Below are 24860 nucleotides of genomic sequence, written 5' to 3' on the forward strand. Positions count from 1 at the left end.
TATTTAGGCCATGTCTATCGCCGGCGACACTGTTCAGTACCTGCGGGATCACGCATTGATGATCACAACAGCGGAATCGTGTACGGCGGGAAAAATTGTCACGCTGTTATCCGAGGTGGAGGGCAGCGGCGAATTTATTGAGTGTGGTTACGTCGTTTACTCGCCCCAAGCTAAAGAGCGTCTACTCCATGTCAGCCCTCAAACTATCGAAACCTTCAACCTCACCAGTGTCGAGGTGGCTAGAGAAATGGCTACGGGGGCCTTACGTGATAGCACCGCAAATGTCGCAATCGCAACTACCGGAATACTGGGGCCGAACGATGTTGATGGCATCCCTGCAGGCACAATCTGTTTTGCTTGGGCGTTTCAGGCGGATGATGACTGCTATGTCTTCAGTCATGAACACAGGTTCTCCGGAGGACGTTGTCAGGTTCAGGCAGAGGCGACGGAATATGCGTTGCAGTGGCTACCGCATTTTCATCGTCGTGCGCACGCTGGCGAGAAGGCTGAAGCCTAATGAACGAAGACTCCGATAACGCAGACCTGAGAAGCCGTGAACATCCGATTCGCGAGGATATGCCCTACCAATTGAAGGTCTGGCGTTTCGAGCGCGTTGGCTGGTACGTATTGGTTTTAGTCGTTTTGATGGGGTTGATGGGCGTCTTTTCCAGAGGCTTGCTCAGTTCAAGAGATGTCCGCAGTGAGGACGGTAAAGTCAGAGTGGAATATGAAATGTTCCATCGCAATGGCTCGACCAACTCGATGAAAATAACTTTGAGTTCGACGCCAGATTCTCAGGCGGAGCTGGAGCTCGCAGGTCAGCTATTGGAGGGCTTCAGTATCGAAACTCTACAACCCGAACCTCTGCGCTCAAGAAGTTCTTCACAAGGCATCAGGCTCTGGCTACAGACCGACCTTGATGGTCAAGCGACGCTATATATCACCCTGCGAGGGGATGGCCTTGGCTTCTACCGCAGTCAAGTCTCTTCACCGGGCACCAATGGCATAAAACTTGTGCAGTTCATTTTCCCTTAGGTGATTCATGGATTCGGTTTTGCGTGCTGGTGCGATGTATGTGGCTCTCATGGTGCTCTTCAAGATCGCTGGGCGGCGCTCCTTGGCGGAACTGACAACCTTCGATTTCATTCTGCTACTGATGATCGGTGAGGCGACTCAGCAAGCCCTACTGGGCGATGATTTTTCGCTCACTAATTCTGTGATCGTCATCGTCACACTTGTCGCCATCGATGTTGGCTTGTCCCTTCTTAAACAGCGCTCGCAGTGGATCTCACGGCTGATTGATGGCGAGCCGACCATAATCGTCGAGAACGGAAAACTTCTCCACGAACGCCTGCGTCGTGCGCGTTTGCTAGAAGCGGATGTGATGGAGGCTGCACGTTCCAGCCAAGGCATTGAGAAGCTGGAAGAGATCAAGTTCGCAATCCTAGAGCGCAACGGCAAGATCTCCGTCATTGCCCGAGAAGACTGAATCGCGTGCGTCAATAGGCACTTGCGGAATTACTTGAACACCTCTGGATTCGGGGGGCCTAATCATTATCAATCTGAGGAGGGCTTAACCATGTCGGAAGCTACCAGCTATTTCGCAATTGCCGTCGCGGTGATCATTTTGCTCGTTGATCTGTGGGCTATCGTAAGCGTGTTTCGCAGCGACAAGACGGTGGGAGTCAAAGCCGGTTGGGCTATCGGGCTCATCATCTTCCCAGTCATTGGTTTAATTGTTTGGGGTGTTGCGGGGCCCCGTGGGATCAAAGAAGGCCCTTCGTCGCCAGAACACAGTAAGGGGTAGTCAGCATCCGTCTGTCGTTAGCGCAGAAGGTTTTTGAAATTTACCCAGATGCATTTGCTTCAGATGATTGTGGGTTGGCATTCGGTCTCTTACCGAGTGAATCGCAGCCCGTATTCGCCTGAGGAGAATGTCATGTTTCTACATAACAAACGACTTCAATACACCGTGCGGGTTGCCCAGCCAAATCCTGGGTTAGCAAATTTATTACTGGAGCAGTTTGGGGGAGCTCAGGGCGAGCTTGCAGCCGCCTCACGCTACTTCACCCAAGCCTTGGCAGAAGATGATCCAGGCAGAAAAGATCTGCTTATGGATATCGCCACCGAGGAGCTCAGTCACCTTGAGATCGTCGGGTCGATCATCGTGATGTTAAACAAGGGTGCCAAAGGACAAATGGCTGAAGGTGTGGAGGAAGAAGGAGAGCTGTATCGCGCCATTAATGGTGCCGGCAACGACTCTCACATCACCAGTTTGTTGTATGGCGCGGGTGCTCCGTTGACTAACTCGGCGGGCGTACATTGGTCAGCAGCTTACGTCGACACCATCGGCGAACCCACAGCAGACATGCGCTCAAATATCGCCGCTGAGGCGAGAGCGAAAATTGTCTATGAACGGTTGATGAATGTTACCGATGATCCGGGTGTGAAAGAGGCCCTAGGATTTCTGATGACGCGTGAAATCGCCCACCAGTTATCTTTCGAAAAAGCGCTGCACGCCATCCAACCAAATTTCCCTCAGGGCAAACTGCCGGGCATGCCGGAGTTCACCAACGTCTACTTCAACATGTCAAAGGGCGAAGGCAGCACTCGCGGCCCTTGGAACGAAGGGGACGATTGGGACTTCGTGGAAGATCCGGCGCCTGCAGTGGATGGTGGGGACGGCACCGCCTCTGTGCAATTGAGCGCTGAGGACGAAACGCTGCTCATGGATATGAAAGCAAGGACGATGTCCGACCCAGACAGCAATCCGATCACAGGGGCGGACTTAGGGGCGGGGGTACAAGGCGAACCTCAACCTTGAAGAGCAGCCGCACGTCCTCTGGCGTGCGGTCTTCCATCTATTCAGAGGGGAATCACATCATGGTTAACAAAAAATCAGCGCGTCGGAATTTAACTGGCCCTGAGATGCTCTTTGCCACCAGCGTCGCTTACGAACGTGACGCGCAACGCGTATCCAGGCAGTTCCTACGGTCGCTTTCCGTATCTACTGAAAAGTACGATTCAAAAAAATAGGAGGTATCCGTGCCCGATCCGTTGACCTCATCAGGCGCATCGCCTCGCTCCTGGTTCGCCCGGGTCTCAGGAACTGGGTGGGGCGGGCGCGCCTTCTGGTCAATTTTGATTTGCGTAACATTGTTCTTACTCATATGCGGGTACGGCGCCTTTGTCGGCGCCAACAAACAAAATCTGCACTTCGCTTTTCTCGGTGGCATGTCAGGTTTCGCTGCGACGGCCATGGGAGCTGTCGTAGCGATTGCGTTACGAGACATCGCCGCCCGTACTCAAGACACCATACTGGGCTTCGCCGCCGGCATGATGCTGGCCGCCAGTTCCTTCTCGCTCATTCTCCCAGGGATCGAAGCAGCTCAAGCTCTTTGCGGAAACCAGTTACTCGCAGCATGTGTAGTTGTGGCGGGATTGGGATTGGGCGTAGCGCTGATGGTTGGCCTTGATCGTTTCGTCCCTCACGAACACGAGAAAAGCGGACGCAGGGGGCCGGACGCGCAGCGTATCAATCGTGTTTGGTTGTTCGTCCTGGCAATCACCCTGCATAACCTACCGGAAGGCATGGCTATTGGAGTGAGCTTCGCCAATGGCGATATGAAAGTCGGACTGCCGCTCACCACTGCCATCGCCATTCAAGACATTCCCGAAGGGCTTGCAGTCGCTTTGGCGTTACGCGTGACCGGTATCTCCGCACTGCGCGCGGCGCTGATTGCAGTGGGGTCTGGTTTGATGGAGCCAATTGGCGCCATCGTCGGCGTGGGTATTTCCAGCAGCTTTGCATTGGGCTACCCAATTGCACTCGGTCTAGCAGCGGGCGCCATGATTTTTGTGGTGTCCCATGAGGTCATTCCGGAGACTCATCGCAACGGTCATGAAACTCCCGCAACCTTGGGACTGATGCTCGGTTTCGGTGTGATGATGTTTCTCGACACTGCTTTGGGTTAGCTTCAGCCTTTTGTCTGTCCCCCGAAAAATATTCGGAACACGTCTCAAACGAGGTTGGTCATTCTTCATGCACGGCAAGTTTTGCAATGCATGTTGATCCCATGCGGACGCCCATCGGGCGACGCCAATACTGACCAGAAGGAAGTTTGGAAATGGCTAGAAAAACTGTCGAAGACTTGTTTATCCATGAACTCTCTGACGTTTACAGTGCGGAAAAACAAATTACCAAAGCATTGCCGCGCTTGGCGAAAGCAGCGACTAATCCACTGTTGGCAGACGCGTTTACGTCCCACTTGGAGGAGACCCATGGACAGATTGAGCGCATTGATCAGTTGGTCGAGCTTACCGGGATCAAGCTGAAGCGTATGAAGTGCGTGGCCATGGAGGGACTTGTCGAAGAGTCGAAAGAGCTGCTGGAAGAAATCGACAAAGGAGCCGTGCTCGACGCTGCACTAATCGGTGCGGCTCAAAAAGTGGAGCACTATGAAATTGCTGCCTACGGCACACTGATAGCGATGGCCAAGCATCTCAAACTCGATGACGCGGCGGCTCTTCTAGCTGCGACCCTTGCCGAAGAGAAAGGGGCTGATGAGAAGCTGAGCAAGATCGCAGAGCAGGGCGGTAATCAAGCTGCGACCTTGGAAAAGAAACGCTAAAAGGTTTGTAAAGATCCGCTGCTTGGTGACGGTGGCAACATCGTCACCTCTTTTTCCAAAGCATCGGCTTCATCACCTCAGGAACCATCCGATTTGCCGAGAATTTTGACCTCCCAATTGAGCGATACTGAGCTCACTGCGCGCGATGCGGAGATGTTCGGATCTCCTAAAGAGCGTCTGGATTTCTACCGTCGCGAGATTCAGTACGAGACAAGCATTCTTTCCAATCGAACGAACGCGTATCTGACTGCGCAATCCTTTCTGGTAATTGCTTTTGTGTCCTGCATGGCCAACGTAAATCCGGAATGGGGGAAGCTGTTTACCTTAGTAGTGCCTGCCTTCCTAGCGCTGCTAGGAATTCTTAGCTCACTGAATGCTTGGCCTGGGATTCGCGCAGCGTATGACATCATCGATCATTGGTATTACAAGCAAAGCGAGCTGCTGCGAAGTGAGCCAGTGATGGGGTTGGCGTATGACGAGTCGCCTTTGTTTTGCGAGCGCGAATCCACTCACAAGGGATACCGAAAGGCGCTACTTTTCTCAGTTCGTACGCCTTGGATTTTTGCGACGTTTTGGGTATTGCTCGCCGGCTGGGCAATCTATATCCAAGTCTCCAATCCTGGAGCATAACCCCCCACTACATCAGAATAGTGCGTTCGCCATGGCCCTCCATCTTCAATAAGGACATCGATCACATAGTAGGGATCGATCCCTTCGCAGACGGCATGATTGACCTCTATTCGGGGTACACCCATCTGATTGAGCATCTTAAGTCACTTCTTTGCGCAATTAGTCGCCAAGGATTTTGGCCTTGCGCAGCTAGATCTATGCCTCATTCCATTCCAAGATCGCGGTTTCGCGCCATTTAACTTCAGTCACACCGTAACGCTCAGCTTGAGGTTTTGACACGACCTTCAAGGGTGGTCGACCTGGTTTAGGAATTGGGGCCAGACCGGCATCGCAGCTTGCCCAATGCCAGGCATCCACATTGCGCATTGTTTTGGCGCGAATGACGAATGACTTTGGCTGCCCGTGGAGTTTGTAGTCGATGACAAAAATATCTGTTTGGCTCATGAGTACCTCCTTACGCTCATAGGCAAAAGAGTGATGCTCGCAAAAAAAATTCCAACGTTTTTCAGTTTTCCTCGGAGGACGGTTTTTTCGCCAGGCTATAAGCGTTCGAAGTCGCCTATTTTTTGCTAGGCACCCCGAACAGCGGCGATCTAGAAGGGTCAGAGCGAGGTGTATTTTTTTCTAGAATGCGTTGCAGCGCACACAGACAGGTGCAACGTTTCAGCAAAAGTAGTCTTAAAATGCGTTGTCAAATTGCTTCGGTGAGCATTTGACTCGCTCCGAATTTAGACAACAATCAATGAACACTGCCCTTAGGAAAAACGTAATGATTTCCGCTCTCGAGCTCCGACATATCATTGAGTGTGGCTTCCTACCATTGTCCTGCTCATGCACGACAAATGCGGATGGCTCATTGATGATTAAGGTTACCGATCCTTCAACAGGCAGTGTGGAGCTTTTGGTGACAGGGGTTTCGACTGCGGAGCTCACCTCAAGCAGAGCGATTGCCGCTCTAATTGGCGAGCTACGCAGTGAGATGACGGCACGCAAAACCAATTTCGAGTCGAGTGAGCTTAAAGCGCAGGGGCGTTGAGCAGATTGATGCACAAACGTAGCCGTCAAAAGCCGACTTTGATGTCAAATTGATATCGGTCATAATATGGCTTCATTTACATGGAGCCCGTCCCGTGTCCTCCGATAGAACACAGCAACTTGAGCAAGCACTTCTAGCCGTTATAGCGGCAGCCACAAAAATGGGGGTGAGCTGTGATGCACTATGTGCAGAAGCAGTTGGCGGCCTGATGGCAGATCGTTACTGGCAGTGGTCGCTTACGGAGCATAGAAACGGCGCTGCTGATGAGATAGAGGAGGCACTCACAAAGCTTCTGATGAGAGGAGTTACAAAGTCGAGCCCGACCTACCTCCGCATCTCCGATCCTGTAAGTCAGGCTTTGTGAATCGCGATGCCAGGTTGTAATAACGTCGCCATAGCTATCACGAAATCATCCAGCGACCACGGCTTGTGCAGATAGATGCTAGAGGCTGGAACCGCTTCTGGATCTATCAAATATCCAGAGGTCAGGATTGCTGCAATTGATGGCCATCGACTACTTACCATCTCGATGAATTCGATCCCCTGGATCTGGCCGGGTACGCCATGGTCTGCGATCACCAAACGACACTGTTCATGAGTTTGAAGCAAATAGGTTAACGCATCATCTGCAGTCTCAAAGGAGATCGCCTTCCCGCCGACCTCCGATACGATTTCTTCCATCAGCGCTCGCAAGGTCGGATCGTCCTCGATGACGATCACCGATCCTTCAATAGGCAAAAAACCTTCCCACTGTACGATCAATCCGAGATCCCTTAGCCGAGCGCACCTGTCGGCGTTTGATGAGTCAGTTTGTGAGTGTATTCGCATTTCAGGATTTTGTGGCCCTTTGCGAATCTATTGATGACCCAGATCACAGATCGTCTTCAGAACCTGAACGAGCTGGAGAGTCGAGGCCGACCAGGGTGGAAAACCGCTGCCTTTTTTTGGATCGCTCCCCCAAATGAAAAAAGGACGAGAGTTTTCGGTATAAAACCGAACCATCTCGTCCTTTTCACTTACCGGTAGACTTAGGTAGTCAACAGTGTTGCGCTGCTATCGCTCTCCGGAATATCGATGTGGCTATCTCCGGGTGTCAGAATGACTTTTCGGCAGTCCTCTTCTTTTTTATCAAAGATTTTATATCCCTCAGCGGCCTGTTCCAGTGACATGCGATGGCTGATGATGACTTCCGGTGAAAGACGACCTGTTTCGATATGGTCGAGGAGCTCAGGTAGGAAGCGATGCACATGAGTCTGACCCATTTTGAAGGTCAGCCCCTTGTCAAATGCGTCTCCGAACAGGAAGCCATGGATGAACCCTGAATAAACGCCAGGAACACTCACAATGCCGCCGCGTCGAACGGCGGCGATGCACTGACGTAAAGCCTTGCCGCTGCTGCCCTCAAGCTTGAGTGTCGCGAGAACGGTTTCCGTCGTACTACCTTTTGCTTCAAACCCCACCGCATCCACGACGCCATCAACACCCCGCATTCCTTTGGTTTGTCGAATAATCGTATCTGCGGGATCGTCGTCTTCATCGAAGTTGATCGGAATTACACCGTATGTTTTCTGCGCGTATGCCAAGCGGTAAGGATGGTGATCGACCATGAAAATTTGGTCGGCACCGAGCATCCTTGCACAGGCCGCACTCAACAACCCTACGGGGCCTGCACCATAGATGGCGATGCTGGAGCCATTACCAATCCCCGCATTCGTTACGGCCTGATAAGCAGTTGGAAGGATGTCTGACAGGAAAAGAACCTTTTCATCCGACAGCGTCCCCGGCACTTTAAACGGCCCGGTGTTGGCTTTTGGTACGCGCACGTATTCGGCTTGCCCGCCAGGCACCCCGCCGTACATGTGACTGAAACCGAACAGCGCGGCTCCTGGTGGTATGGCCTTTTTATTTATGATCGCTCCGCGCCCTGTATTTGTTGTTTCGCAGGCCGCGAACAGATCCATTGCGCAGAAGAAACAGCTACCGCAGGCGATTACAAACGGAATTACCACACGGTCGCCGGGTTGCACGGCGGTCACAGCTGAGCCTGCCTCTTCAACGATTCCCATAAACTCATGGCCGAAGATATCGCCATGCTCGACAGTTGGAATCTTTCCCCGATAGAGGTGGAGGTCAGATCCGCATATCGCCGTTGCGGTAACCCGAAGAATGATGTCATCACTTTCTTCAATAACCGGATCGGGAACCGTGTCGACTTTGACGCTGTGCGCGCCGTGATAGGTGAGTGCTCTCATGACGTCTTACCTACTTCAGCTGGATGGTAAGTGGGAGAGGAGGATCGGGGAAAGTAAGTTCAGAGCGATACAGACGCAAATGACTAGCGGTCGCCTATACACGCTCGCTTGTAATTTTTTAAACCTAATGGAGCGAAATTAGGTCGACTGCTGGAGTCTGTAACTCAGATAGTCGGAGGTGACGTTAATGATCGGTGTTGTCATACCTGCCCACGATGAAGAGCATCACATCTCTGCGTGTCTAACATCTGTTCTATCCGCCGCTGCACATCCTGCATTAGCAGGCCAGCGAGTCTGCGTAGTCGTCGTTTTAGACGACTGTGCTGATCAGACCGGACAGATCGTTGCAGCACACGATGTTAGCGGGATCGAGGTTTCCTTTCAGAACGTGGGCAAGGCGAGAGCAACCGGTGCAGATCATCTTCTAGCCGCTGGCGCGGAGTGGCTTTCCTTCACCGATGCTGACACCGTAGTGCCACATGATTGGCTGGCGCGTCAGATTGAGCTCAAGGCTGATGCAGTTTGTGGGACAGTCGAGGTGGATAGCTGGAATATCCATGGAGATTTGGTTCGGTCAAAGTACATGGAGCTTTACCAGTTTATCGAGAATCACCGGCACATCCACGGCGCCAATCTTGGATTGAGTGCCGAGGCCTACCGGAACGCTGGCGGGTTCCAGCATCTTACTGCACACGAAGACGTCCATTTGGTTGCTGACCTGAAGCGGGTTGGTGCTCATATCGTTTGGACAGCCACGAATCCGGTAATAACCAGCGCCCGCAAGGATTACAAATGTCGCGGAGGGTTTGGAGAGTATCTGGTCAATCTGGGTGCCTCACTGGGGTTGCCTGCGCTTGATCCACAGGTTAGCGCCGGCGTCTCTCTTTGAAAGTGTTGTGGGAAGGAGGTGGCAAGTTGGAGTACATCGATTACCTGCAATGGCCAGCCATGGTAGTGACGGTAGCCTCAGCGTGGTTCATCGGTTCGCAACGAGCGTATAGGCGCATGATCGCCTTTTGGGGATTTATCACCAGTAATGCGCTTTGGGTGATCTGGGGGCTTCACGCCGACGCTTACGCGCTGATCCTGCTCGAATGCATACTTTTGGGGATGAATGCCCGAGGCTTCAGGAAGAACCTCAATGCTTCCGAGTCATCAACCTAAGACATGTAGCTCGAATGACTTTGACCCTACGTAGCCCGAAGCGATTACGGATTAGTGTCCTGAGAGATCATTGTTCACGCAGGAACTCGATTATTTCTCTCGCGAGCTCGTCGGGCACTTCCTCCGCCATGTGATGCCCACAGTCGAGCCCACGACCACGTTGTCGTGTTGTCCACGGTTCCCACACGCCTAAAACATCGCCGTACAGAAGCTCAAGATCATCACGTAGCGACCATAAAATCATTGTCGGGCACTCGACCCTGCGGCTCTCGCGGCGGTCGACTTCATCGTGAATACGGTCGATTCCAAGGCCTGCTCGATAATCTTCGACCATGCCATGAACGGTTGCTGGATCATGTATAGCTGCTTGATAGTCTCTGTAGGCGTCTGCACCCATCGCCTCGGCTGTGCCGCCGTACCATCGATCAGGGTCGGCCAGGATTGCCTGCTCCGGTTTTTCGAGTTGCCCGAAGAAGAACCAATGCCACCAATTCGTCGCGAACTGGGCGTTACAGCGCTCGAGAGCTTCAAGTATCGGTACGCCGTCCAATATGCCTAGATGTGTGACGGCCTCGGGATGATCCATAGCCGTGCGAAAGGCGGTGTAACTACCTCGATCATGGCCAATCACGGCGAACCGCTGATAACCCAGATGTCGCATTAGGGCGATGCAATCCCGGGCCTTGGCGCGCTTGGAGGAGCCTGCATGATCGGATGTATCCTCAGGCTTTGATGACTGGCCAAAGCCTCTTAGATCAGGGCAGACAACATAATGATTTTTTGCCAAGAGTGGAGCAACGCGATGCCAGGTCGCATGAGTCCTAGGATGCCCATGGAGTAATAAGACGGGAGAGCCGCTCCCACCATGCCTGACTCTGAGGGTTGCCTCTGGGAGTTTTACGATATCGAGCGAAAAGTTATCGAACATTCCAATGTCCTTGGCGGTGTCCACTGCTCTTCGATTAGCAATGACCCTGCTGGCTGACTATGTCTCATTGAGGCTTGAGTTTTTCTTGAGCCCTCGAAGGTTCATCAGGAAAAGACAAACCTGTAATACGATCAATGCATATGCTCCTGCGTAAAATCCCCAAATCACCCACAAAACGTTGCTCACACTGAAGCATACAAATCCGATCATCCGCCGTCCTGGCCGCTGCGATCCGATTAGCCATGCGGCGAGAACCGTAACAACCATCGCTGGCCATTGAATCCAATCCAGATAAGCCAAGTCATTCCCCCTTTTCAGTTTGCGAAGTGAATCGCAAGGTAGATGCCACCCTAGTCACTCGGGCTTCTGATGGTTGGATGAGGTTTTCGATTTGCCGAGAATGTAGCAAGGGTGGAGCTGACCATTTGGGTGAGTGGTGACGACCACAGCTATCAATGACCAGCCTTCGTGAAGCTTAAGATTTGCTTCGTTAGCTGACAGCGCTTCCATGACTTGGATTGTGTCGGAGATATGCATTTCTTCTTTCTCAAATCGTAAGGTTCAACCATTAGGCGTCGAGCATGAATAAGGGTTCCTTTATCACGGCGTCGCACAGCTGGATCATTCGCGATAGCGCCTGGTCTACATTGAGACCATCGTTTGAGGGTGAACCAGTGAGCAAAATCATCTGCGCACATGACTTACAAATCGACCTTCAAGGTGCGAACGAAGCCGGGTTATTCAAATGGCTGCTTGCCAGTTTCCTGATGGGCAAGAGAATCCAGGGGCCAATTGCTGCCAACGCCTATCAAGTGATCGTCGATAAACACCATCGGGATACGCCGCACAAATTGGCGAGCTGCACTCACCGCCAGCTGGTCATGATGCTCGGTGAGGCTCACTACGTGCGTTACGACGAGACCACCGCGTCGCGGTTGTTGGCATTGGCTAACAAGATGAATGCTGAATATCACGGCAAGGTCAGCAACATCGTCGCGGCAAGCGCGGATCGTAAGGCCTTCGAAAAACGGCTATCTGAATTTGAAGGGATAGGGCCGAAAACCATCGAGATTTTTATGAGGGACGCGGCTGCGGAGCTCTTCGGAACTTCCCCCTAACTCTCACCAATACTGCCTCCCAACTGCGTGCTGCAAGGAGAAATCATGACAACCCACAGGCTAATAGCGAAGGGCTTGCAGTTGAATGTTTCAATCTGCGGTCAAGGCTCTCCGCTGCTTTTACTCAATGGTTTGGGTGGGTTGATTCGTACCTTCGATCCGCTGCGCGATGAACTCGACGACTTCATGACCATCACGCCGGATGTGCCAGGAGTCGGCAAGTCGCAAATGCCCCGTTGGCCCATTCGCCTGCCAAGTCATGCCGACGTGATTGCCGAGATGCTCCAGCAATTGGGAATCGACCAAGTGGATGTGTTCGGGGTGAGTTGGGGAGGTGCATTGGCTCAAGAATTCGCTCTTCGTTACCCGAGCATGGTACGCAGGCTGATTCTCGCGGCGACCTCTCCCGGCCCAGTGCTATTGATGAAGCCTGCTGACGTTATGGATTTTTTCCGCAAGAGTAAAAACGCCAAAGTGCGCAAGCAAGATAGCTCCCGCAATTCAATTCACACGCTGCTGCGGTTCGGTGTGATGAAAGGCATGCTCTCTGTTAATCCGCGAACGTACTATTTCCAGCTCGCAGCCTTGATTGGATGGACAAGCCTGCTCCGGTTGTCCCGGCTGCCTCAACGCACGCTGGTTCTTACCGGCGACCGCGATCCATTCATACAGCCGTACAACGCCCATATCCTGCGCCGCACAATTCGACGTTCAGAACTTCGCATTCTGAAGGGCGAGGGGCACTTCTTTGTGGTGACCAGCGCTAGACGAACTGCCGTCTTGATCCGCGAATTTCTTAGCCGACAGTATGAGGATGAAGAGATGGCACCGAGGTTCGCAAACCGAAAGGCCAAGGTTAGCCTGGAGCTCACCTAGGTCGGTTAATCCGCTCTTTGAAGTCGTTGTTAGGGGGGGGCTCACACGAGTCGTAGGCAGCATTGGATTCTTCGCCAATCCTTTCAAACTCTACAGATCGACGATGGTCAACCTTGTAGCTGTTGTTGATTAATCATGTCGAGGTGACCCATGGATAACTATCACATCACAAAAAAAGAAAACGCTTGGGAGCTTGTCAAAGAGGGCGCGCAACGTGCTTCCAAAACAGCCTCTACGAAAGCGGAAATCACTGAGATAGCCAGCGAATTTCTGCAGGGTAAAACAGCCTCTTTGAAAATTCACAAAGAGGATGGGACGATTCAAGAGGAACGTACTTTTCCTCGCGCCGCCGACCCTAGGCAAACCAAAGGCTGAGTCGAATCCAAAAGAATGGGAGGCCGCGAAGAAGACTTTCGATCCTTATCAAGGAAGTCAGGTTTAGCAGCAGTTCGCTTTCCATTCCCGCCGGCGCATGTCTCACCACAGGAACTCTTCAATGGTAATTGCATGTCTAGGATGGGGATCTCTGATTTGGAAACCTGGAGCATTACCGCTCGCAAGCAAATGGTTTTTGGATGGGCCCAATTTACCCATCGAATTTGCGCGAGTCGGTGATGGGGGCGAGCTCGCAACGGCGATCTGCGCGAATGCACATCCATGCACTGTTCTATGGGCAGTGTTGAATGTAAAAAACCTTGAGGAGGCATGCGAGGCCTTGCGTGTCCGAGAGCAAATTCCAGAGGACAGGGAGGATGGAATCGGTGTCTTTACCACCAGCAGCTCCCCAGTGGGAGTAATCGCCGAATGGGCACTCCTTCACCAATTGGACGCAGTTATCTGGACTGCGCTGCCGCCCAGATTCGAAGACATTGAAGGTTTGATCCCAACTGTTGATGACGCTGTTTCATATCTAGCTGGCTTGAGTGCAGATGCGCAGGAGCACGCGCGGGACTACGTTAGGCAGGTGCCGGCTCAGATCGATACGTCCTATCGAAGGGAAATCAATTCAAGGCTTGGGTGGCATCAATGAGTGCACAAAGCCAAGCTCAAATCGGCGTCATCTTTGATCAGCTGTTGGCTCTGCGAGAGAGCGTCAACCGTCTCCAGCAGATGGAGGATGAAAGAGTAGGTACGCTTCGCGGCCACCAGACCGTGGATGTGGACGGCGCTTTCTTATTGGTTTTTCAGAAGCTTCAAGACAACATCGCCAATATGGAGGAGGCTTTAGCCACCATTGCGGAAGCCACAGGCGATGCACCGAAGTTCTAGCGGATCGTCATTGAGGCAAAATCACCTGCCATGACGCTTGTTCCCGCCAGCGCGTTTTACACTACTTCGACCGAGGATCACTTCTCACAGCCCTCGCAGATCTTTCTCAGGTGGAGCGTGCTCGTGAATGCCACCAACCTGCGCTGAACGAGCTGCCTCCTTGGCCTCTTTGAGCCTCTCCTCAGCATGCATAGCCGTATCGTCGTCCAATACCAGTGGATAGCCTAAAAGTGAGAGAGCCTCGGCTCGCTCTTCGATGAGCAAGCGCTCAGGATCACGAGCGACTTGAAAGGCTCTGCCCGGCACCCGCGAAGCGGCACCCATTTGTGGCTCCTCGGCGGCTGTCCGGCTTACTCTCCATCCGGCTTCGTCGGCATTTTTCGATAGCACGTAACCACCACAGTTGGGCACGTGGTTCGCGATCTCATACTCATGCCAGTCCACCATAGCTCCGCCGTCAATGCCGAGCGGCTTGCGCTCAATCAGCCAGGCTACAGCGTTGATAACCTGACCATGCGAAAACGCTACGATGTCTTGAGCGGGATGTTCAGCAAGACGCTCCAGGAAAGAATGAGCTCTAGCTATGAAATCTAGAAATGACTCAGCGCCTTCACCATCCATGAAACCAGGATCTGCTTTGGCCCAATACGCCTCCACCCATTCGCGCCGATCAGCGACGGTTGTGCCAGTGCACCGCGCGGGTTCAAGGTAAGTGAATTCTTGGATGGGCCAAGTTTCAAAAGGGATATGAGGAAACACCGCTGCTGTCGCCTTAGCGGTTGAATGCGCTCGGGTGAAAGGCGAAGCAACGATCAGAGCCGGAGGATGGTTGAGCGACAGAGCCACCAGGTGCGCTTGCTCGAATCCTTTCGGAGTCAGAGGAATGGTCGAGTGATCTGAAGTGGCTTCGCCCGCGTTCGCAGCGCTTTCTCCATGTCGTATTAGTCTCACATGCTTCATTTACGAACTACTCGCACAGATTCGGCCAACATTTCTCTTAGATCCCCAAGGTTACTGGTACTCAACCCTCAATCAAGAAGCCTCGACAGCAATCCCTCAATCTGGGTGCCGGCATGCTTGAATTTCAGCTCTTCGAGCTTAGCTTCCCTTCGTTCGCCGGTGAGCAAGCTGAGTCCGTGAAGCGCATTAAGCAACTTCTGAGACTCACCAATTTCCGAACGCAAAGTCAGCCAGGTAGTGTTCACTCGACGAGCTAACTCGTCGGCCTCATGGCTCAAGCGTTGTGACTCAATAAGCTTGTTAGCGTTGGTGGTGGCCTTAAGATGACCTAAAGCCTGCTCAAGTTCGTCCAGTAGCTCGGTAACAGCCTCCGATTGGTCAAGTGATACGGGGCGCCCCTCCACATAAATCGTGTCCGCCTGAACGCAATAGACAGCTAGTGGCCCTTCACCCCCTCCGGTGCAATCAAGTGCAAGAACGTTCCCTAGCCGAACAGGCTCTGGAATCCAGGTGTGCCCCGTGCACACACGCCAGACCCCTTTGACACCTTCTCGATGGTGCTTTTTGATCCGCTCGCGCCCCCATAGCGCGATCTCTTCTACAGCAGGGATTGATATGTCTCGGGTGAACTCGACCCATGACATCCCGGCAGGGACATCAGCATGAACAACGCCAACCAAACCGCGAGGGGACTCGATTTCTATGACTGTGGGAAGGCTCTCGAGCTTCGCAATGACCATCTCTTTTGATTCGTCAGCGATGGTCGACCACCAGCCTGCACCATGAGCTACGTAACGAGCGCTGGGGTTTTCCCTGTAAGCCTTGATAAGCATCTGCTCATGGTTACCTTGAACGGTGAAGAACCACGGCTCACCAAGAAGCTTCAGACCGTCGAGGACTCCAGGCCCGCGATCTATGAGATCACCCACCCCAATGACTCGGTCGATAGTTTTGTCGAAACCGAGCTTCAATAATCCTTTGTAGAGATCAATCGACTTGAAGTGAATGTCACCGATAACGAAGTCGCGACCGACCTCGTTCCGGGGAAGCCTCAGGACTTTCTGACTCATGCGCGGATTCCTTCCTCAATGGCCACCTACCAAGTGACCAAACCCGTATTGTCCGCCCCGCGACTGCACCTTCCAACAGAAATCTGGACGGACAGGAGGACTACACTCTATTGCGCAGGGCTGAGGTATAACGAATTTCTTCCGTCGATGAAAATAACCAGAGCAAGCGGAGCGCGCAGGCCAGTAAGGCCGGAGACGCGAGGATGGAAGCCCAGAGGGCCATGACTTGGCGTCAGCCATGGCATGGTTTACGACAGCCGACCCGATAGGGCGCGCCATAAACCGCGATTTGCTTAGATTGCAGGATTGCTGATGTTCTGCAGGCTTATGTATTCCAATATTTTTGGACTGTGCTTCTCGCAACGCCGAGCTTTTCGGCGATTGTTTTCCTGTCGAAACCTTGCGCTTTCAAGGCTCGAATGTATTCCGCATTAAGCGGCTGCTTTGGCTTTCCCTGTGAGCGCTTGATGAGCCTTCCATCACGGAATTGCTCCTCTACCAACTGCCACCCTCCAGACATCTCGAATTCCCTGATTCGCAGGGCAGTACGTTGCAAAGCCTCGGATGGAAGGTCGTCACCCTGCGCAGCAATGGCGAGAGTGACCATAGTCAAAAGGTCGAGTCCTAGGTAGTCAGCGATCTCGTCCAGTTTCTCCAACGTCGCATTCGCTTTGGCTTGCTCAAGCTTCCCCACGTACGTTCTGTGCGTTGCCCCCGCCAACTCTTCGTAACTCAACCCCTGATGAGCACGAGCTCCACGCAACGCTCCTGCCAGCGCTTCTTTCAGATGCATGAGTCGGATCCTCAAAACTGAGGATAGAGCCACGGCAAGCGTGTTTCGATAAACAGACCATAGTGATATTATCGTGACATATGGTTTGCTAAGCGGTCGTTTGATCATAGCGGCGGGATGTTTGGATTGGTGATGGTTGGTCATGAGAGCAGCACCTAAAACACGGCCAGGGACGTCTCGATGGGAGACGCGCTCGTCAAGCCCGACGTATATGGCCCGCGCAAGCTCGCCTGCAATCGTCACTGAGCGACGTCTTAGCAAAAACCAGATCCACTTTTTGAGCGAAGGCAGGGATAGTGAGTGATGAAATTCGATTGTGTGAAAGTTTCAGGAAAAGTTGACTACGTTCGATCTGTTGATCGAATGAATGGCGGACATAAAGCTAAAGTCAGCATTGATGGTGCAGTTATCCCGAATTTGCAAGTGTCGAACAAGCTTTATGAAGAGTTAGAAGTCGGCGAGAGCGTAACTTTGTATGGGCTTTTTAAAAGAAGTAATGACAAGGAAAAAAACACAGGCATCTTGTACGGCCTGGCGAAGCAAAACGGCGAAAAGTCATTTGCAACTCAGTATAGATATCAAGTCCCGCTTTTCCTGACGGTTACTGCAGCCATCGCATTTTGCTTAACTTTCGTCGCCGGGTGGATCGGCTCGTTATTTCCAGTGCTTTTCTTATTTGGAGAAAATTCGGATTATATGTATACCACCACGGTATTTGCAGTAATTGAGTCGAGCTTGGTTGCGGCCTTTTTCCTGTGGAGGGCATTGGTGATGTTCAACGCTACGTCTGATCCTGAATCTTGGGAAGCTACCGAAGCCGCAGCTCTATCGAGTCGCTTCAGTAAGCTCCACAAGTAATAGTCCTGTACGTAGGGCACGATTACACCAGCCCGGCTACAGGATCGCTGCGCCAGACTTTCCTTTCCTAGCGAGTATCGGGCAAGCGGGGCGCGCAGGCGTGCTGGATGAGCGCCCAACGGGCTGAGACGCGGCGCAGCCGTCGCTCAGTTCTCGCCAGCCTTCCGCCGCAGGCGGCACGCCATAGCTACTGCCTGATATCAAATCAACAAGGATGCGGCTGAATGACCCACGATGAACTCCGTCAGCTTGAGGGCGCTAGGCGAAGGGCTCTGTGGGCACTTGCCAGCCTCCGTCTTGGTGATCCCAACGCATCCGACCTCCTTGCCATCCTCGATGATCTCGACGACCAAGAGCGAAATGACACCCCCTGTAGCGATAAGCCACTCGACCTCATTGAGGTTCGTAACTCTGTCTCGGTGATGCGCCATAACTCCGGCATCGACACCATTTTGGAGCAGACTATTCCGCAACCCTGGAGAGAGCGTTTCCACCAAGCAAGCATCGGGTCGACCAGAGTTCCTGACGGCCCCTACGCCACAGACTGGGATAAATTTCTGACTGAATGGCAGCGTGAGATGCAGCATGTGAAAAATCACCGAGCAGCACAGGCTGCTACCAGCTAGAGCGGCTGGTTCGAGCGATGGCGGCGCAAGCACACAAGCAGTCGGTGTAGCCTGGTGAAGTCGCACCCTCAAAACAGGAGCAGCAGAGTGGAACGGCCTTCTTTTTTTATCGATTTCGAAGCCTCAGGGATAGCCCCGGATAGCTATCCTGTCGAAGTCGCCGTCGTGTCGAATGAGACCGTCTACAGCTTGCTGATCAAGCCCGCTCGGTACTGGACGCACTGGTCGTTCGATGCACAAGACATGCATGGCCTCACTCAGGATCATCTGCTTCAGGAAGGTGATACCCCACACGCCGTGGCGAAACAGATGAATCAGCTGTTTTCAGGGCAGGTGCTTTGCAGCGACTCACCTCAAGACGGTTTTTGGTTCGATGTGCTTTTCGAGGCCGCAGATCTGATGCCGACCTTTGAGTTGAAGCCTTTGGAAGTTTTTGTCGGTCGGGAGGCGGCTAGTGACATTTATCGTCTACTGCCAACAACCAGGCGCCATCGAGCTCTGCATGACGCTACTGCTTTGATGGAGGCCTGCCGTGCTTTTTTTAAGGCTTGAATTTTCGAAGGGGTGTAACACCCCAGCCATACGAATGCATCGAACCCATTGAGCTTTGGATCTAGCTCAGCCTGAGTGTCCACTCGACCGAAGTCAGGTGATCACCGGCTGGATAAGCATGGTAAGCCGAGCGCGCAGGCGTGTGGGATGGACGCCCGAGGGCCGAGACGTAGACTCGGATTAACGACAGCCGCTCCCGAAGGGCACGCAACACCGCAATCTTCGCGTATCAGCCAAGTACGACAGACGATTCCCGCACAGTGTATTGCGACGTTCAAATGCCGCCTCGTCTGTGTGCGATTAAGCTCTCCACGGCCTCGCTGGCTGATAAACCTTCGTGCTTACGTGCGAGTAAAAAATTCTGGTCAAACACTGCCTGGTTGTTAGATATCAAGTCGTGGCATGTGGCAAAAAAATCTGGAGGCAAGCGCCCATCAACGGCGCGCGAACTTGAAGGCTCGATGACAGACATATCTCCATTGGCCCGTTCTAGAAGAGCTAACCAAAGCCCATGGGGGACAGTCGTACGATTCTCGTGTCGATTACGGTACGACAGTATCCGCAGCAGTTCAGGAACTCGGTTGATAACGACTTCGCAAACGATGCGCAGCGCCTCAAACGGAGCGTCACTCATGCCTATGATAGAGCTGTGATGCAGTTTGGATATAGATTGGTAGGGCTCTTCGATTTTGACCGGATAGTCGTAAGCTAACTGCAGAGCCAGAGCACCGAATCGGTCGGCACCTCGAAATGAGGCGAGGCGTTCGATAGCTTCGAGCTCATGTAGGTTTTTTCGTGTCAAAGCTATTAAGTTGCCCACGATTTCTCCGGTAGTTCGATAGCACTGTTCACTGAGTCGGTCTCCTGCTATCAACCATGCGATCTGGGATTAATCTTGCCGACAACCATCGATTTTATCCACATCCAGCCAGCGCAGCTAACGCATTTGAACATTACAGCAAGCGGAGCGCGCAGGCGTGTGGGATGGACGCCCGAAGGGCCGAGATGGCGGCGCTTGCGCCAAGGCTCGGTTTACGACAGCCCGTCCCCGAAGGGTACGGCCTAATGCCGGTCGTGGGAACAGAGGCCAAGACCATACTGCGAGGATTTTTCGATGGGAATGACAGACGATGACGACACTGTCTACTGCGACGTCCAGATGTCTTTAGCGCAGGGCCGCGAGCTGCTCCAACTGGTTAGCGCATTGAGGGAGTCAAAAGCCCATTCGACTCTCGACAGAGTTTTCGAGCGCATGCAAGACGAGCTCAGCGCATCGATTGATATCGCCGAAAATCCACCGACCTGGGGCCCTTGGGGTAGACGCACCACTTAGCACTAGCACCACGCTACATCCAGACTAGCGACTACCCTAGCTCAAGGTTTGCGTACGCAGCCACGCTTCCACTTTTTGCCATCGGCCAACCTTGCAAAGCTGTGACCTTGCTGTATCTAGAATCTCAAGCAGTCGCTGTCTCTCCGCACGAGAGGGAAACCAATCATCAATTTCGACGCTGCAGTGGTTGGACTCGCTCAGCGCCCATCTCACGATCATGTCCGCAGCGGCTCTGTAGTGATCGGCCATGAACAGGCGCTGGCCATCCACAGACCATCCACGCTTTGCTAGCTCATCGGTCACGTCGATGATGCCAAGGTCACCAAAGTAGGCTGTGGTGTCAGGATAATGGATACCTGCCAACGACACCTTAGTCACCCCCGATTCCCGATCAAAATAGGAAAGGAAATGCCATCCCCCTGTGCTGCTCCCAAGATAGGGGAAATTGATGGCAGCTTTCCCTGTTATGTAGTGCTGGTGCGAGACGCGTTTGAGGTCAAAGTCGAAAAGCGGCTTGTTCATGGGCAGGCTTGCCTCCACGTTTTTGCATTTGTTAATGCATCTCGCGCCACTTCTTTATGTGAGCATCTTATAGATATCAGTATTGAAGGAAGGGCGCTACTGCGTTCCCGAGTTCCGAGGATATAGAGATAAGCTGAAAATCTCCCGATGCCTATCCAAGGCCGACGCCGGCGGTGATCTCTCCGAAGACAAAGGCGCCGGCGGCTAAGTAGTTCTTTTACCGCTTTACTCGGCCTAGCGCTCTATCGATGAAATGACGCTCAAGCAAGGTCAGGCCTTGGAGTCGATTCAGGTTTTCACGCAAGATTCGAGAAGCGTCGTCTACGCTTGCCTCTTCTACAAATGGAAATAGTGTTCCGAGCTTATGAAGTAGTTGAACAGGAATTCCCATTTCTTCAAGTCCGGCCCAGGCCGGATGCAAATGATAGTTTTCGAAGATACTGCGCAGATGTCCATATGATGCCCGGAACTCTGTGCCCCTCTCTTCGAGCTTGAGGTTGACGATATCCTCAAGCAGGGCTAAAGCTTTGGGTATTGCATAACCAAATATTCGACTGGCAAAGTTCAGGGCATGGTTAATCTGATCGGATAACTCCTCGCTGTCGGTACTGGACGGTATGCGAGAAATTTGCTGCGCAATGTAACTTTCGTGGCTCGGTGCCATCAGGTAGGCAGAGATCCTGGCATTGATAACGCTGATGTTATTGATGAGTCCCAGCTTCTTAAGCGAGCCAGCGCATACGCGATCAACGAAGCGAGATAGGAAGTTAGCAAATCCTGTTTTTGGGACGCCTGAAAATAAACAGCTTTGGAATTCGCTTTCATCGCAGATTTCTATGAAGCTAAATGCCGCTTCAATGGTCTCAAATTTGAATGATGCGTGCTTCCTCAGAAAATCTTTACCTGCCTTGCTGGCTGATGTTCCGGCCTCAAATCTTGATTGGGAGAAGTCAGTCAAATGTTCTGGCTGAATGCCGGCGAGAAAATTTAATGGCAGTTCTTCGGTTTGCTTGCCTAGAGGTATCTCTACCTCAAAACAGTCGCTTTGCTTTGGTAGCTCTTCCATGCAAAAAACCTTGCCGACGAAATGCACGCCCATCCGTCCTGCTCGGCCTTTGATGTTGCCGTGAGTGAAACGATCAATGCTAAAATTTCCGGCCCGGTTGTCGTATATGAAAACGTTCTTGGCGACGGTGTTTACGCCTTCAATAATAGTTGAGGTGCAGATGAGAAACGGCAACTCGCCACGATTGAACTTGTCAATCGTGTATTGCTGCATGGCCCTGGGAAGTCCTCCATAGTGTAGGCCGATTCCATTTCGAAATGCTCGCGTGTACTCCCATTTGGGGTGGTAGTGCTGATCCAGCCACGTTAGATAGTCATCTTCTATGGATTTTACATATCCAGATTTCAGAAGGAATTTAGCAACCTGTACCGCTCGGCCTGGTGACTTGCAGTAAATAATGGTAGGCCCATGGATTTGTTTGAGCGTTGTGGCTAAAGCCCTGTTCTTCTCATCGACACTATCAGGCTTGATGTTGAAGAACTCGACGTCAACCGCGACGGTATTGTAGTCAGTGGGAATGAATGTGTAATTGAGGTTGGTCGTAGGTAATCCGCTGACGCCATTGATAAATGGGCCTGTCATGAAAAATTGTTCGGAGCAACGTAGAAGCTTGCTCAGGGCTGAGTTGAGAGCGGGCACTCGTTCATCTTCATCGTCAATGTCGCCGTCTTTCTTGCGTTTGAAGGCTAGCTTGTAGAATTCATCAAGTACAAATAAATCAATGCTCTCGAGATCGTCTCGGTCATTTACGCGCTCTTGTGTAAGTACGTAGAGGATTTTCTCCTGCTCTGAACGCTGAGTGCCATGATGAATGATCTGAAATGTTTGACCAAATCGCTCTTCGAGTCTGCGTCGAGTTTCGTCTACCAAGGCGACAGTAGGAAGGACTATGACGAGTTTCTTAAATTTTCCTGATGCGATCAGCGAGTCCACGATAGCGCTCTTCCCCATGCTCGTGGGGGCGCTCAAGATCACGTTTCGGTTTTCTAGAAGTAGTTCGTAGATTTTGTATTGCATGGAGTGAAAGACGATATCAGTCGAGATAGGCGTCTGATAGGCCTCTAAGACACACTCTTCTGCAAGCGATAGATCTTGGAATTGTGTTTTCAGATACGGATAGAGTCCCGATTTTCGCACAAGGTGCCGTAATAATGCATGTACAGCCAAGAATCGGCTTCGAGAGTCCAGGGCCCGGATGACAAGTTCTCGTCCCGAGCTCCTGTACTTGGGGTTGGACAAAAGCTTATCAGCGATTTTTAGATAAGAAAAAGCCGAAAAGCTCTGTTGTTGGAGGCTTTGCAACGCGGATTCGTAGTTTTCAAGCACAAGCTTTCTCCGGTGCTTTTTTTACTTCGGATAGAAGCTTTTCCATGTCCGGCACAGGGTAGAGATGAAGCTCAATCAGCACCTCTCCGAATCCACTGGTGTTTAGATCTGACGCGAAATCGTCAAATAGTTTTTTGGTTTCTGTTAAAAGGTCAGGCTCGTACCCTGGTGTTTTGTGGTCGGTCATTAGGGCGGAGTTATAACCTAGGAAAACTATAAATCGGTATCTGTTCAGGTGTGTGTCGAAGGCCTGGCTGGTCTCAAGAAGTTCATCGATATCATGCTGGAGCAAGTAAGAGTCTTGTTTGATTTCAAGAATCTTGGATCGAGCTGAGTCGATGTTATCGGTAATGTCTGTGTAAAGAATGGTACGGAGGTTCTGAAGGCAATCAATTATGTCGGTGCCAGTATAGAGATGACTAAATCCTATCCAAAGCTCATCACCCCCTGAAGCTCGTGGCACGATGTGAACGTTCTCGAGAACTTTTACTTCAAACGGCTTTTCTATGTACAGCGAGGCAGGTATTGGCTGGCTCGTATGGAGGCTGCGGATGCAGGAGTGAAGTAAGACTTTGCCAAGAAAGTCTCCAAGCTCGGTCATGGAAGCTTTTAGTCGAGATAATAGTTTTCGGTATCGGTCAGCAGTAGAGAGCCCAGTGACGTCTGCGATTTCCTCAGGCATTAGCAGGACTTCGTCGATCCACTTTATGACACTGTCCGAAATGTAGCTATATCTATAGTTATTAATATTGTAATGCTGGTGCATTACCTTTCCGCACCTTGCGATGCTCCCACAGCTTGGCGTATGCGTGTGTAGGTGATTGAGGATAGGTTGCAATTTTTTGTTTGCGTATATCTTGGTTCTTGTGTGGGATGACTTCTCGTGAATCAAAATTTCGGATTTAAACCAGTCGATGAGGTTATCGCGGTGGTAGGTCTTATCGTCTTCGCAGTAAACCTTTCTAGAGAGTGCGCTTTTCTTGGTTAGCGTGTAGACGATGTCTCGCCAAATTGCCTCGGCGGCGGCATCAGAGCTCAGCGTTACCCCAACGACTTCTAGAGCAGCATTGCGAATGTTTTTAATGCCCAGTAATTCGATTTCGCGTTCCGACGCATATACCTGCCACCAGGTGGAGTCTACCCAGTGCCCAATATCATTTTTGGATGCGGCAACAAAGCTGGAGGTTCGCTGGTTGAGGTCATCGACTAACTCCTGCCTTCCTGGCCTGCCAGTTCGCGAGGTCGGTAAAACCCGAAGGTACTCCAGAAGGCCGGTTGGGCGCTCTGCGGAGACGATTCGGAACTTGCACTTGTCAATTGGGGTGGTTGCTTGCTTCATCGACTTATGCACCATCGATGAATCAGGTATGCGTTTTTTTCGCGGTTTGCCTACGGATTTGCTTTTGGTCGAGGCGACAGCAGTGCTTGTAGCGTTATCGGTAATCGTGGTCGGTGTCCATTTTTTCTCAGCGGCAGCCTTCACTTGGATGAACTCTGTGAAACCTGACCAAACGATATCAACATCGTCAACGGTCTCAACACGCACGGCACGCATATCCCTGTCCATGAGCATCTCAGTGGCAAGCCAGGCTGCGACGCAGTCCTGATAAAGGAAGCCGTACTTCGCTGCTACGCCTCCTGAGTCGGTTATTTCCATTTCGCTCATATTCCATGGCACTTTGCTATGCCCAGCGTATGGGATTGTGCTCTGCCAGTCTATGGCGGAATGGAGGCTCTCGTAGCCAGTAGAGACACGGCGCTAATCCGGATGGAAGGTAGCTGATTCCAGCCCGAGGAAGTAGCCTCGTTCAGGCACATCAAAAGCAACAAGCTTCGCTCTACGCTGTTTA

General features: G+C 52.1%; 30 protein-coding genes and 1 pseudogene. 19 read left to right on the plus strand and 12 right to left on the minus strand.

Translation table 11 applies throughout. From position 1 onward, the window contains the following. Positions 1-10: 10 nt before the first annotated feature. The 8 genes from K1567_RS23075 to K1567_RS23110 all read left to right on the plus strand — a co-directional run bounded on the left by K1567_RS23075 (position 11) and on the right by K1567_RS23110 (position 5261). Positions 11-517, plus strand: a complete 507-nt coding sequence (locus tag K1567_RS23075; RefSeq protein ID WP_042559213.1) for a CinA family protein — start codon at positions 11-13, stop codon at positions 515-517. Next, positions 517-1035, plus strand: a complete 519-nt coding sequence (locus tag K1567_RS23080) for a hypothetical protein (RefSeq protein ID WP_042559212.1) — start codon at positions 517-519, stop codon at positions 1033-1035. The genes K1567_RS23075 and K1567_RS23080 overlap by 1 nt, the downstream gene beginning before the upstream one ends. A 7-nt stretch (positions 1036-1042) precedes the next feature. Further along, positions 1043-1489, plus strand: coding sequence for a DUF421 domain-containing protein (locus K1567_RS23085; RefSeq protein WP_042559211.1), 447 nt, complete (start codon positions 1043-1045; stop codon positions 1487-1489). Between the two features lie 90 nt (positions 1490-1579). After that, the gene (locus K1567_RS23090; protein WP_042559210.1) at positions 1580-1807 is read left to right on the plus strand and encodes a PLD nuclease N-terminal domain-containing protein; all 228 of its coding nucleotides are present in this window, start codon (positions 1580-1582) and stop codon (positions 1805-1807) included. Between the two features lie 132 nt (positions 1808-1939). After that, entirely contained in the window at positions 1940-2824 is an 885-nt protein-coding gene (locus K1567_RS23095; RefSeq protein ID WP_220698883.1) for a manganese catalase family protein, read from the plus strand. Between the two features lie 221 nt (positions 2825-3045). Beyond that, positions 3046-3975 (plus strand): ZIP family metal transporter, encoded by a 930-nt coding sequence (locus tag K1567_RS23100; RefSeq protein WP_220698884.1) that lies wholly within the window; start codon positions 3046-3048, stop codon positions 3973-3975. 152 nt (positions 3976-4127) lie between these two features. Next, positions 4128-4631, plus strand: a complete 504-nt coding sequence (locus tag K1567_RS23105; RefSeq protein WP_220698885.1) for a ferritin-like domain-containing protein — start codon at positions 4128-4130, stop codon at positions 4629-4631. A 93-nt stretch (positions 4632-4724) separates the two neighbouring features. Continuing rightward, on the plus strand, positions 4725-5261 hold the full coding sequence (locus K1567_RS23110) for a hypothetical protein (protein WP_220698886.1): 537 nt from the start codon (positions 4725-4727) through the stop codon (positions 5259-5261). A 195-nt stretch (positions 5262-5456) separates the two neighbouring features. On the opposite strand, the gene K1567_RS23115 is transcribed toward K1567_RS23110, so the two are convergent. Beyond that, positions 5457-5705, minus strand: a complete 249-nt coding sequence (locus K1567_RS23115; RefSeq protein ID WP_042559206.1) for a DUF6555 family protein — start codon at positions 5703-5705, stop codon at positions 5457-5459. A gap of 325 nt (positions 5706-6030) precedes the next feature. Between K1567_RS23115 and K1567_RS23120 the strand changes: the two genes are divergently transcribed. After that, the gene (locus tag K1567_RS23120; RefSeq protein ID WP_220698887.1) at positions 6031-6297 is read left to right on the plus strand and encodes a DUF1652 domain-containing protein; all 267 of its coding nucleotides are present in this window, start codon (positions 6031-6033) and stop codon (positions 6295-6297) included. 351 nt (positions 6298-6648) lie between these two features. On the opposite strand, the gene K1567_RS23125 is transcribed toward K1567_RS23120, so the two are convergent. Beyond that, positions 6649-7059, minus strand: a complete 411-nt coding sequence (locus K1567_RS23125; RefSeq protein ID WP_042559203.1) for a response regulator — start codon at positions 7057-7059, stop codon at positions 6649-6651. Between the two features lie 266 nt (positions 7060-7325). After that, complete coding sequence (locus K1567_RS23130; protein WP_042559202.1) at positions 7326-8549, minus strand: zinc-dependent alcohol dehydrogenase; 1224 nt, start codon at positions 8547-8549, stop codon at positions 7326-7328. 187 nt (positions 8550-8736) lie between these two features. Here K1567_RS23130 and K1567_RS23135 point away from each other — a divergent pair, with 187 nt between their 5' ends. Together K1567_RS23135 and K1567_RS23140 are read left to right on the plus strand one after the other, a co-directional pair. After that, complete coding sequence (locus tag K1567_RS23135; RefSeq protein WP_220698888.1) at positions 8737-9438, plus strand: glycosyltransferase family 2 protein; 702 nt, start codon at positions 8737-8739, stop codon at positions 9436-9438. A gap of 59 nt (positions 9439-9497) precedes the next feature. Then, positions 9498-9713 carry a hypothetical protein gene (locus K1567_RS23140; protein WP_405046004.1) on the plus strand — a complete coding sequence of 72 codons (216 nt, stop codon included), beginning with the start codon at positions 9498-9500 and terminating at the stop codon, positions 9711-9713. Positions 9714-9780: 67 nt separating this feature from the next. On the opposite strand, the gene K1567_RS23145 is transcribed toward K1567_RS23140, so the two are convergent. Beyond that, positions 9781-10641, minus strand: coding sequence for an alpha/beta fold hydrolase (locus tag K1567_RS23145; RefSeq protein WP_220698890.1), 861 nt, complete (start codon positions 10639-10641; stop codon positions 9781-9783). Between the two features lie 57 nt (positions 10642-10698). Beyond that, complete coding sequence (locus K1567_RS27650; RefSeq protein ID WP_259445111.1) at positions 10699-10908, minus strand: hypothetical protein; 210 nt, start codon at positions 10906-10908, stop codon at positions 10699-10701. 407 nt (positions 10909-11315) lie between these two features. Between K1567_RS27650 and K1567_RS23150 the strand changes: the two genes are divergently transcribed. From K1567_RS23150 to K1567_RS23165, 4 genes are all read left to right on the plus strand, one after another. Continuing rightward, positions 11316-11759: a DNA methylase gene (locus K1567_RS23150; RefSeq protein ID WP_220699059.1), complete on the plus strand. Its 444-nt coding sequence runs from the start codon at positions 11316-11318 to the stop codon at positions 11757-11759. A gap of 45 nt (positions 11760-11804) precedes the next feature. Then, a complete protein-coding gene (locus K1567_RS23155; protein WP_220698891.1) occupies positions 11805-12635 on the plus strand; it encodes an alpha/beta fold hydrolase in 831 nt (276 codons plus the stop codon). A gap of 150 nt (positions 12636-12785) precedes the next feature. Further along, entirely contained in the window at positions 12786-13010 is a 225-nt protein-coding gene (locus tag K1567_RS23160) for a DUF2188 domain-containing protein (RefSeq protein ID WP_220698892.1), read from the plus strand. A gap of 651 nt (positions 13011-13661) precedes the next feature. After that, positions 13662-13904: a hypothetical protein gene (locus tag K1567_RS23165; RefSeq protein ID WP_220698893.1), complete on the plus strand. Its 243-nt coding sequence runs from the start codon at positions 13662-13664 to the stop codon at positions 13902-13904. Positions 13905-14255: 351 nt separating this feature from the next. Here K1567_RS23165 and K1567_RS23170 read toward each other — a convergent pair. The 3 genes and pseudogenes from K1567_RS23170 to K1567_RS23180 all read right to left on the minus strand — a co-directional run. After that, positions 14256-14864: pseudogene (locus tag K1567_RS23170) on the minus strand (histidine phosphatase family protein); the annotation flags it as partial. Between the two features lie 68 nt (positions 14865-14932). Further along, complete coding sequence (locus K1567_RS23175; RefSeq protein ID WP_220698894.1) at positions 14933-15934, minus strand: metallophosphoesterase; 1002 nt, start codon at positions 15932-15934, stop codon at positions 14933-14935. Positions 15935-16259: 325 nt separating this feature from the next. Next, positions 16260-16727 carry a transcriptional regulator gene (locus K1567_RS23180; protein WP_220698895.1) on the minus strand — a complete coding sequence of 156 codons (468 nt, stop codon included), beginning with the start codon at positions 16725-16727 and terminating at the stop codon, positions 16260-16262. Between the two features lie 303 nt (positions 16728-17030). Here K1567_RS23180 and K1567_RS23185 point away from each other — a divergent pair, with 303 nt between their 5' ends. From K1567_RS23185 to K1567_RS23195, 3 genes are all read left to right on the plus strand, one after another. Next, positions 17031-17585 (plus strand): hypothetical protein, encoded by a 555-nt coding sequence (locus tag K1567_RS23185; RefSeq protein WP_259445017.1) that lies wholly within the window; start codon positions 17031-17033, stop codon positions 17583-17585. A gap of 224 nt (positions 17586-17809) precedes the next feature. After that, positions 17810-18211 carry a hypothetical protein gene (locus tag K1567_RS23190; RefSeq protein WP_220698897.1) on the plus strand — a complete coding sequence of 134 codons (402 nt, stop codon included), beginning with the start codon at positions 17810-17812 and terminating at the stop codon, positions 18209-18211. Between the two features lie 87 nt (positions 18212-18298). Then, positions 18299-18763 (plus strand): hypothetical protein, encoded by a 465-nt coding sequence (locus K1567_RS23195; protein WP_220698898.1) that lies wholly within the window; start codon positions 18299-18301, stop codon positions 18761-18763. A gap of 274 nt (positions 18764-19037) precedes the next feature. On the opposite strand, the gene K1567_RS23200 is transcribed toward K1567_RS23195, so the two are convergent. After that, on the minus strand, positions 19038-19583 hold the full coding sequence (locus tag K1567_RS23200; protein WP_220698899.1) for a hypothetical protein: 546 nt from the start codon (positions 19581-19583) through the stop codon (positions 19038-19040). 294 nt (positions 19584-19877) lie between these two features. On the opposite strand from K1567_RS23200, the gene K1567_RS27655 reads away from it, so the two are divergent. Further along, entirely contained in the window at positions 19878-20096 is a 219-nt protein-coding gene (locus tag K1567_RS27655) for a hypothetical protein (protein ID WP_259445018.1), read from the plus strand. A gap of 36 nt (positions 20097-20132) precedes the next feature. Here the strand turns inward: K1567_RS27655 and K1567_RS23205 are convergent, their stop codons facing one another. The 3 genes from K1567_RS23205 to K1567_RS23215 all read right to left on the minus strand — a co-directional run bounded on the left by K1567_RS23205 (position 20133) and on the right by K1567_RS23215 (position 24676). Beyond that, complete coding sequence (locus K1567_RS23205) at positions 20133-20618, minus strand: hypothetical protein (protein ID WP_220698900.1); 486 nt, start codon at positions 20616-20618, stop codon at positions 20133-20135. 217 nt (positions 20619-20835) lie between these two features. Further along, complete coding sequence (locus tag K1567_RS23210; RefSeq protein WP_220698901.1) at positions 20836-23010, minus strand: DEAD/DEAH box helicase; 2175 nt, start codon at positions 23008-23010, stop codon at positions 20836-20838. Further along, positions 23003-24676, minus strand: coding sequence for a dsDNA nuclease domain-containing protein (locus K1567_RS23215; protein ID WP_220698902.1), 1674 nt, complete (start codon positions 24674-24676; stop codon positions 23003-23005). Before K1567_RS23215 ends, K1567_RS23210 begins: the two co-directional genes overlap by 8 nt. Positions 24677-24860 lie beyond the last annotated feature (184 nt).

Origin of the sequence: Pseudomonas sp. S5F11 (genome assembly GCF_019641515.1) — a bacterium.
Lineage (GTDB): Bacteria > Pseudomonadota > Gammaproteobacteria > Pseudomonadales > Pseudomonadaceae > Aquipseudomonas > Aquipseudomonas rhodesiae.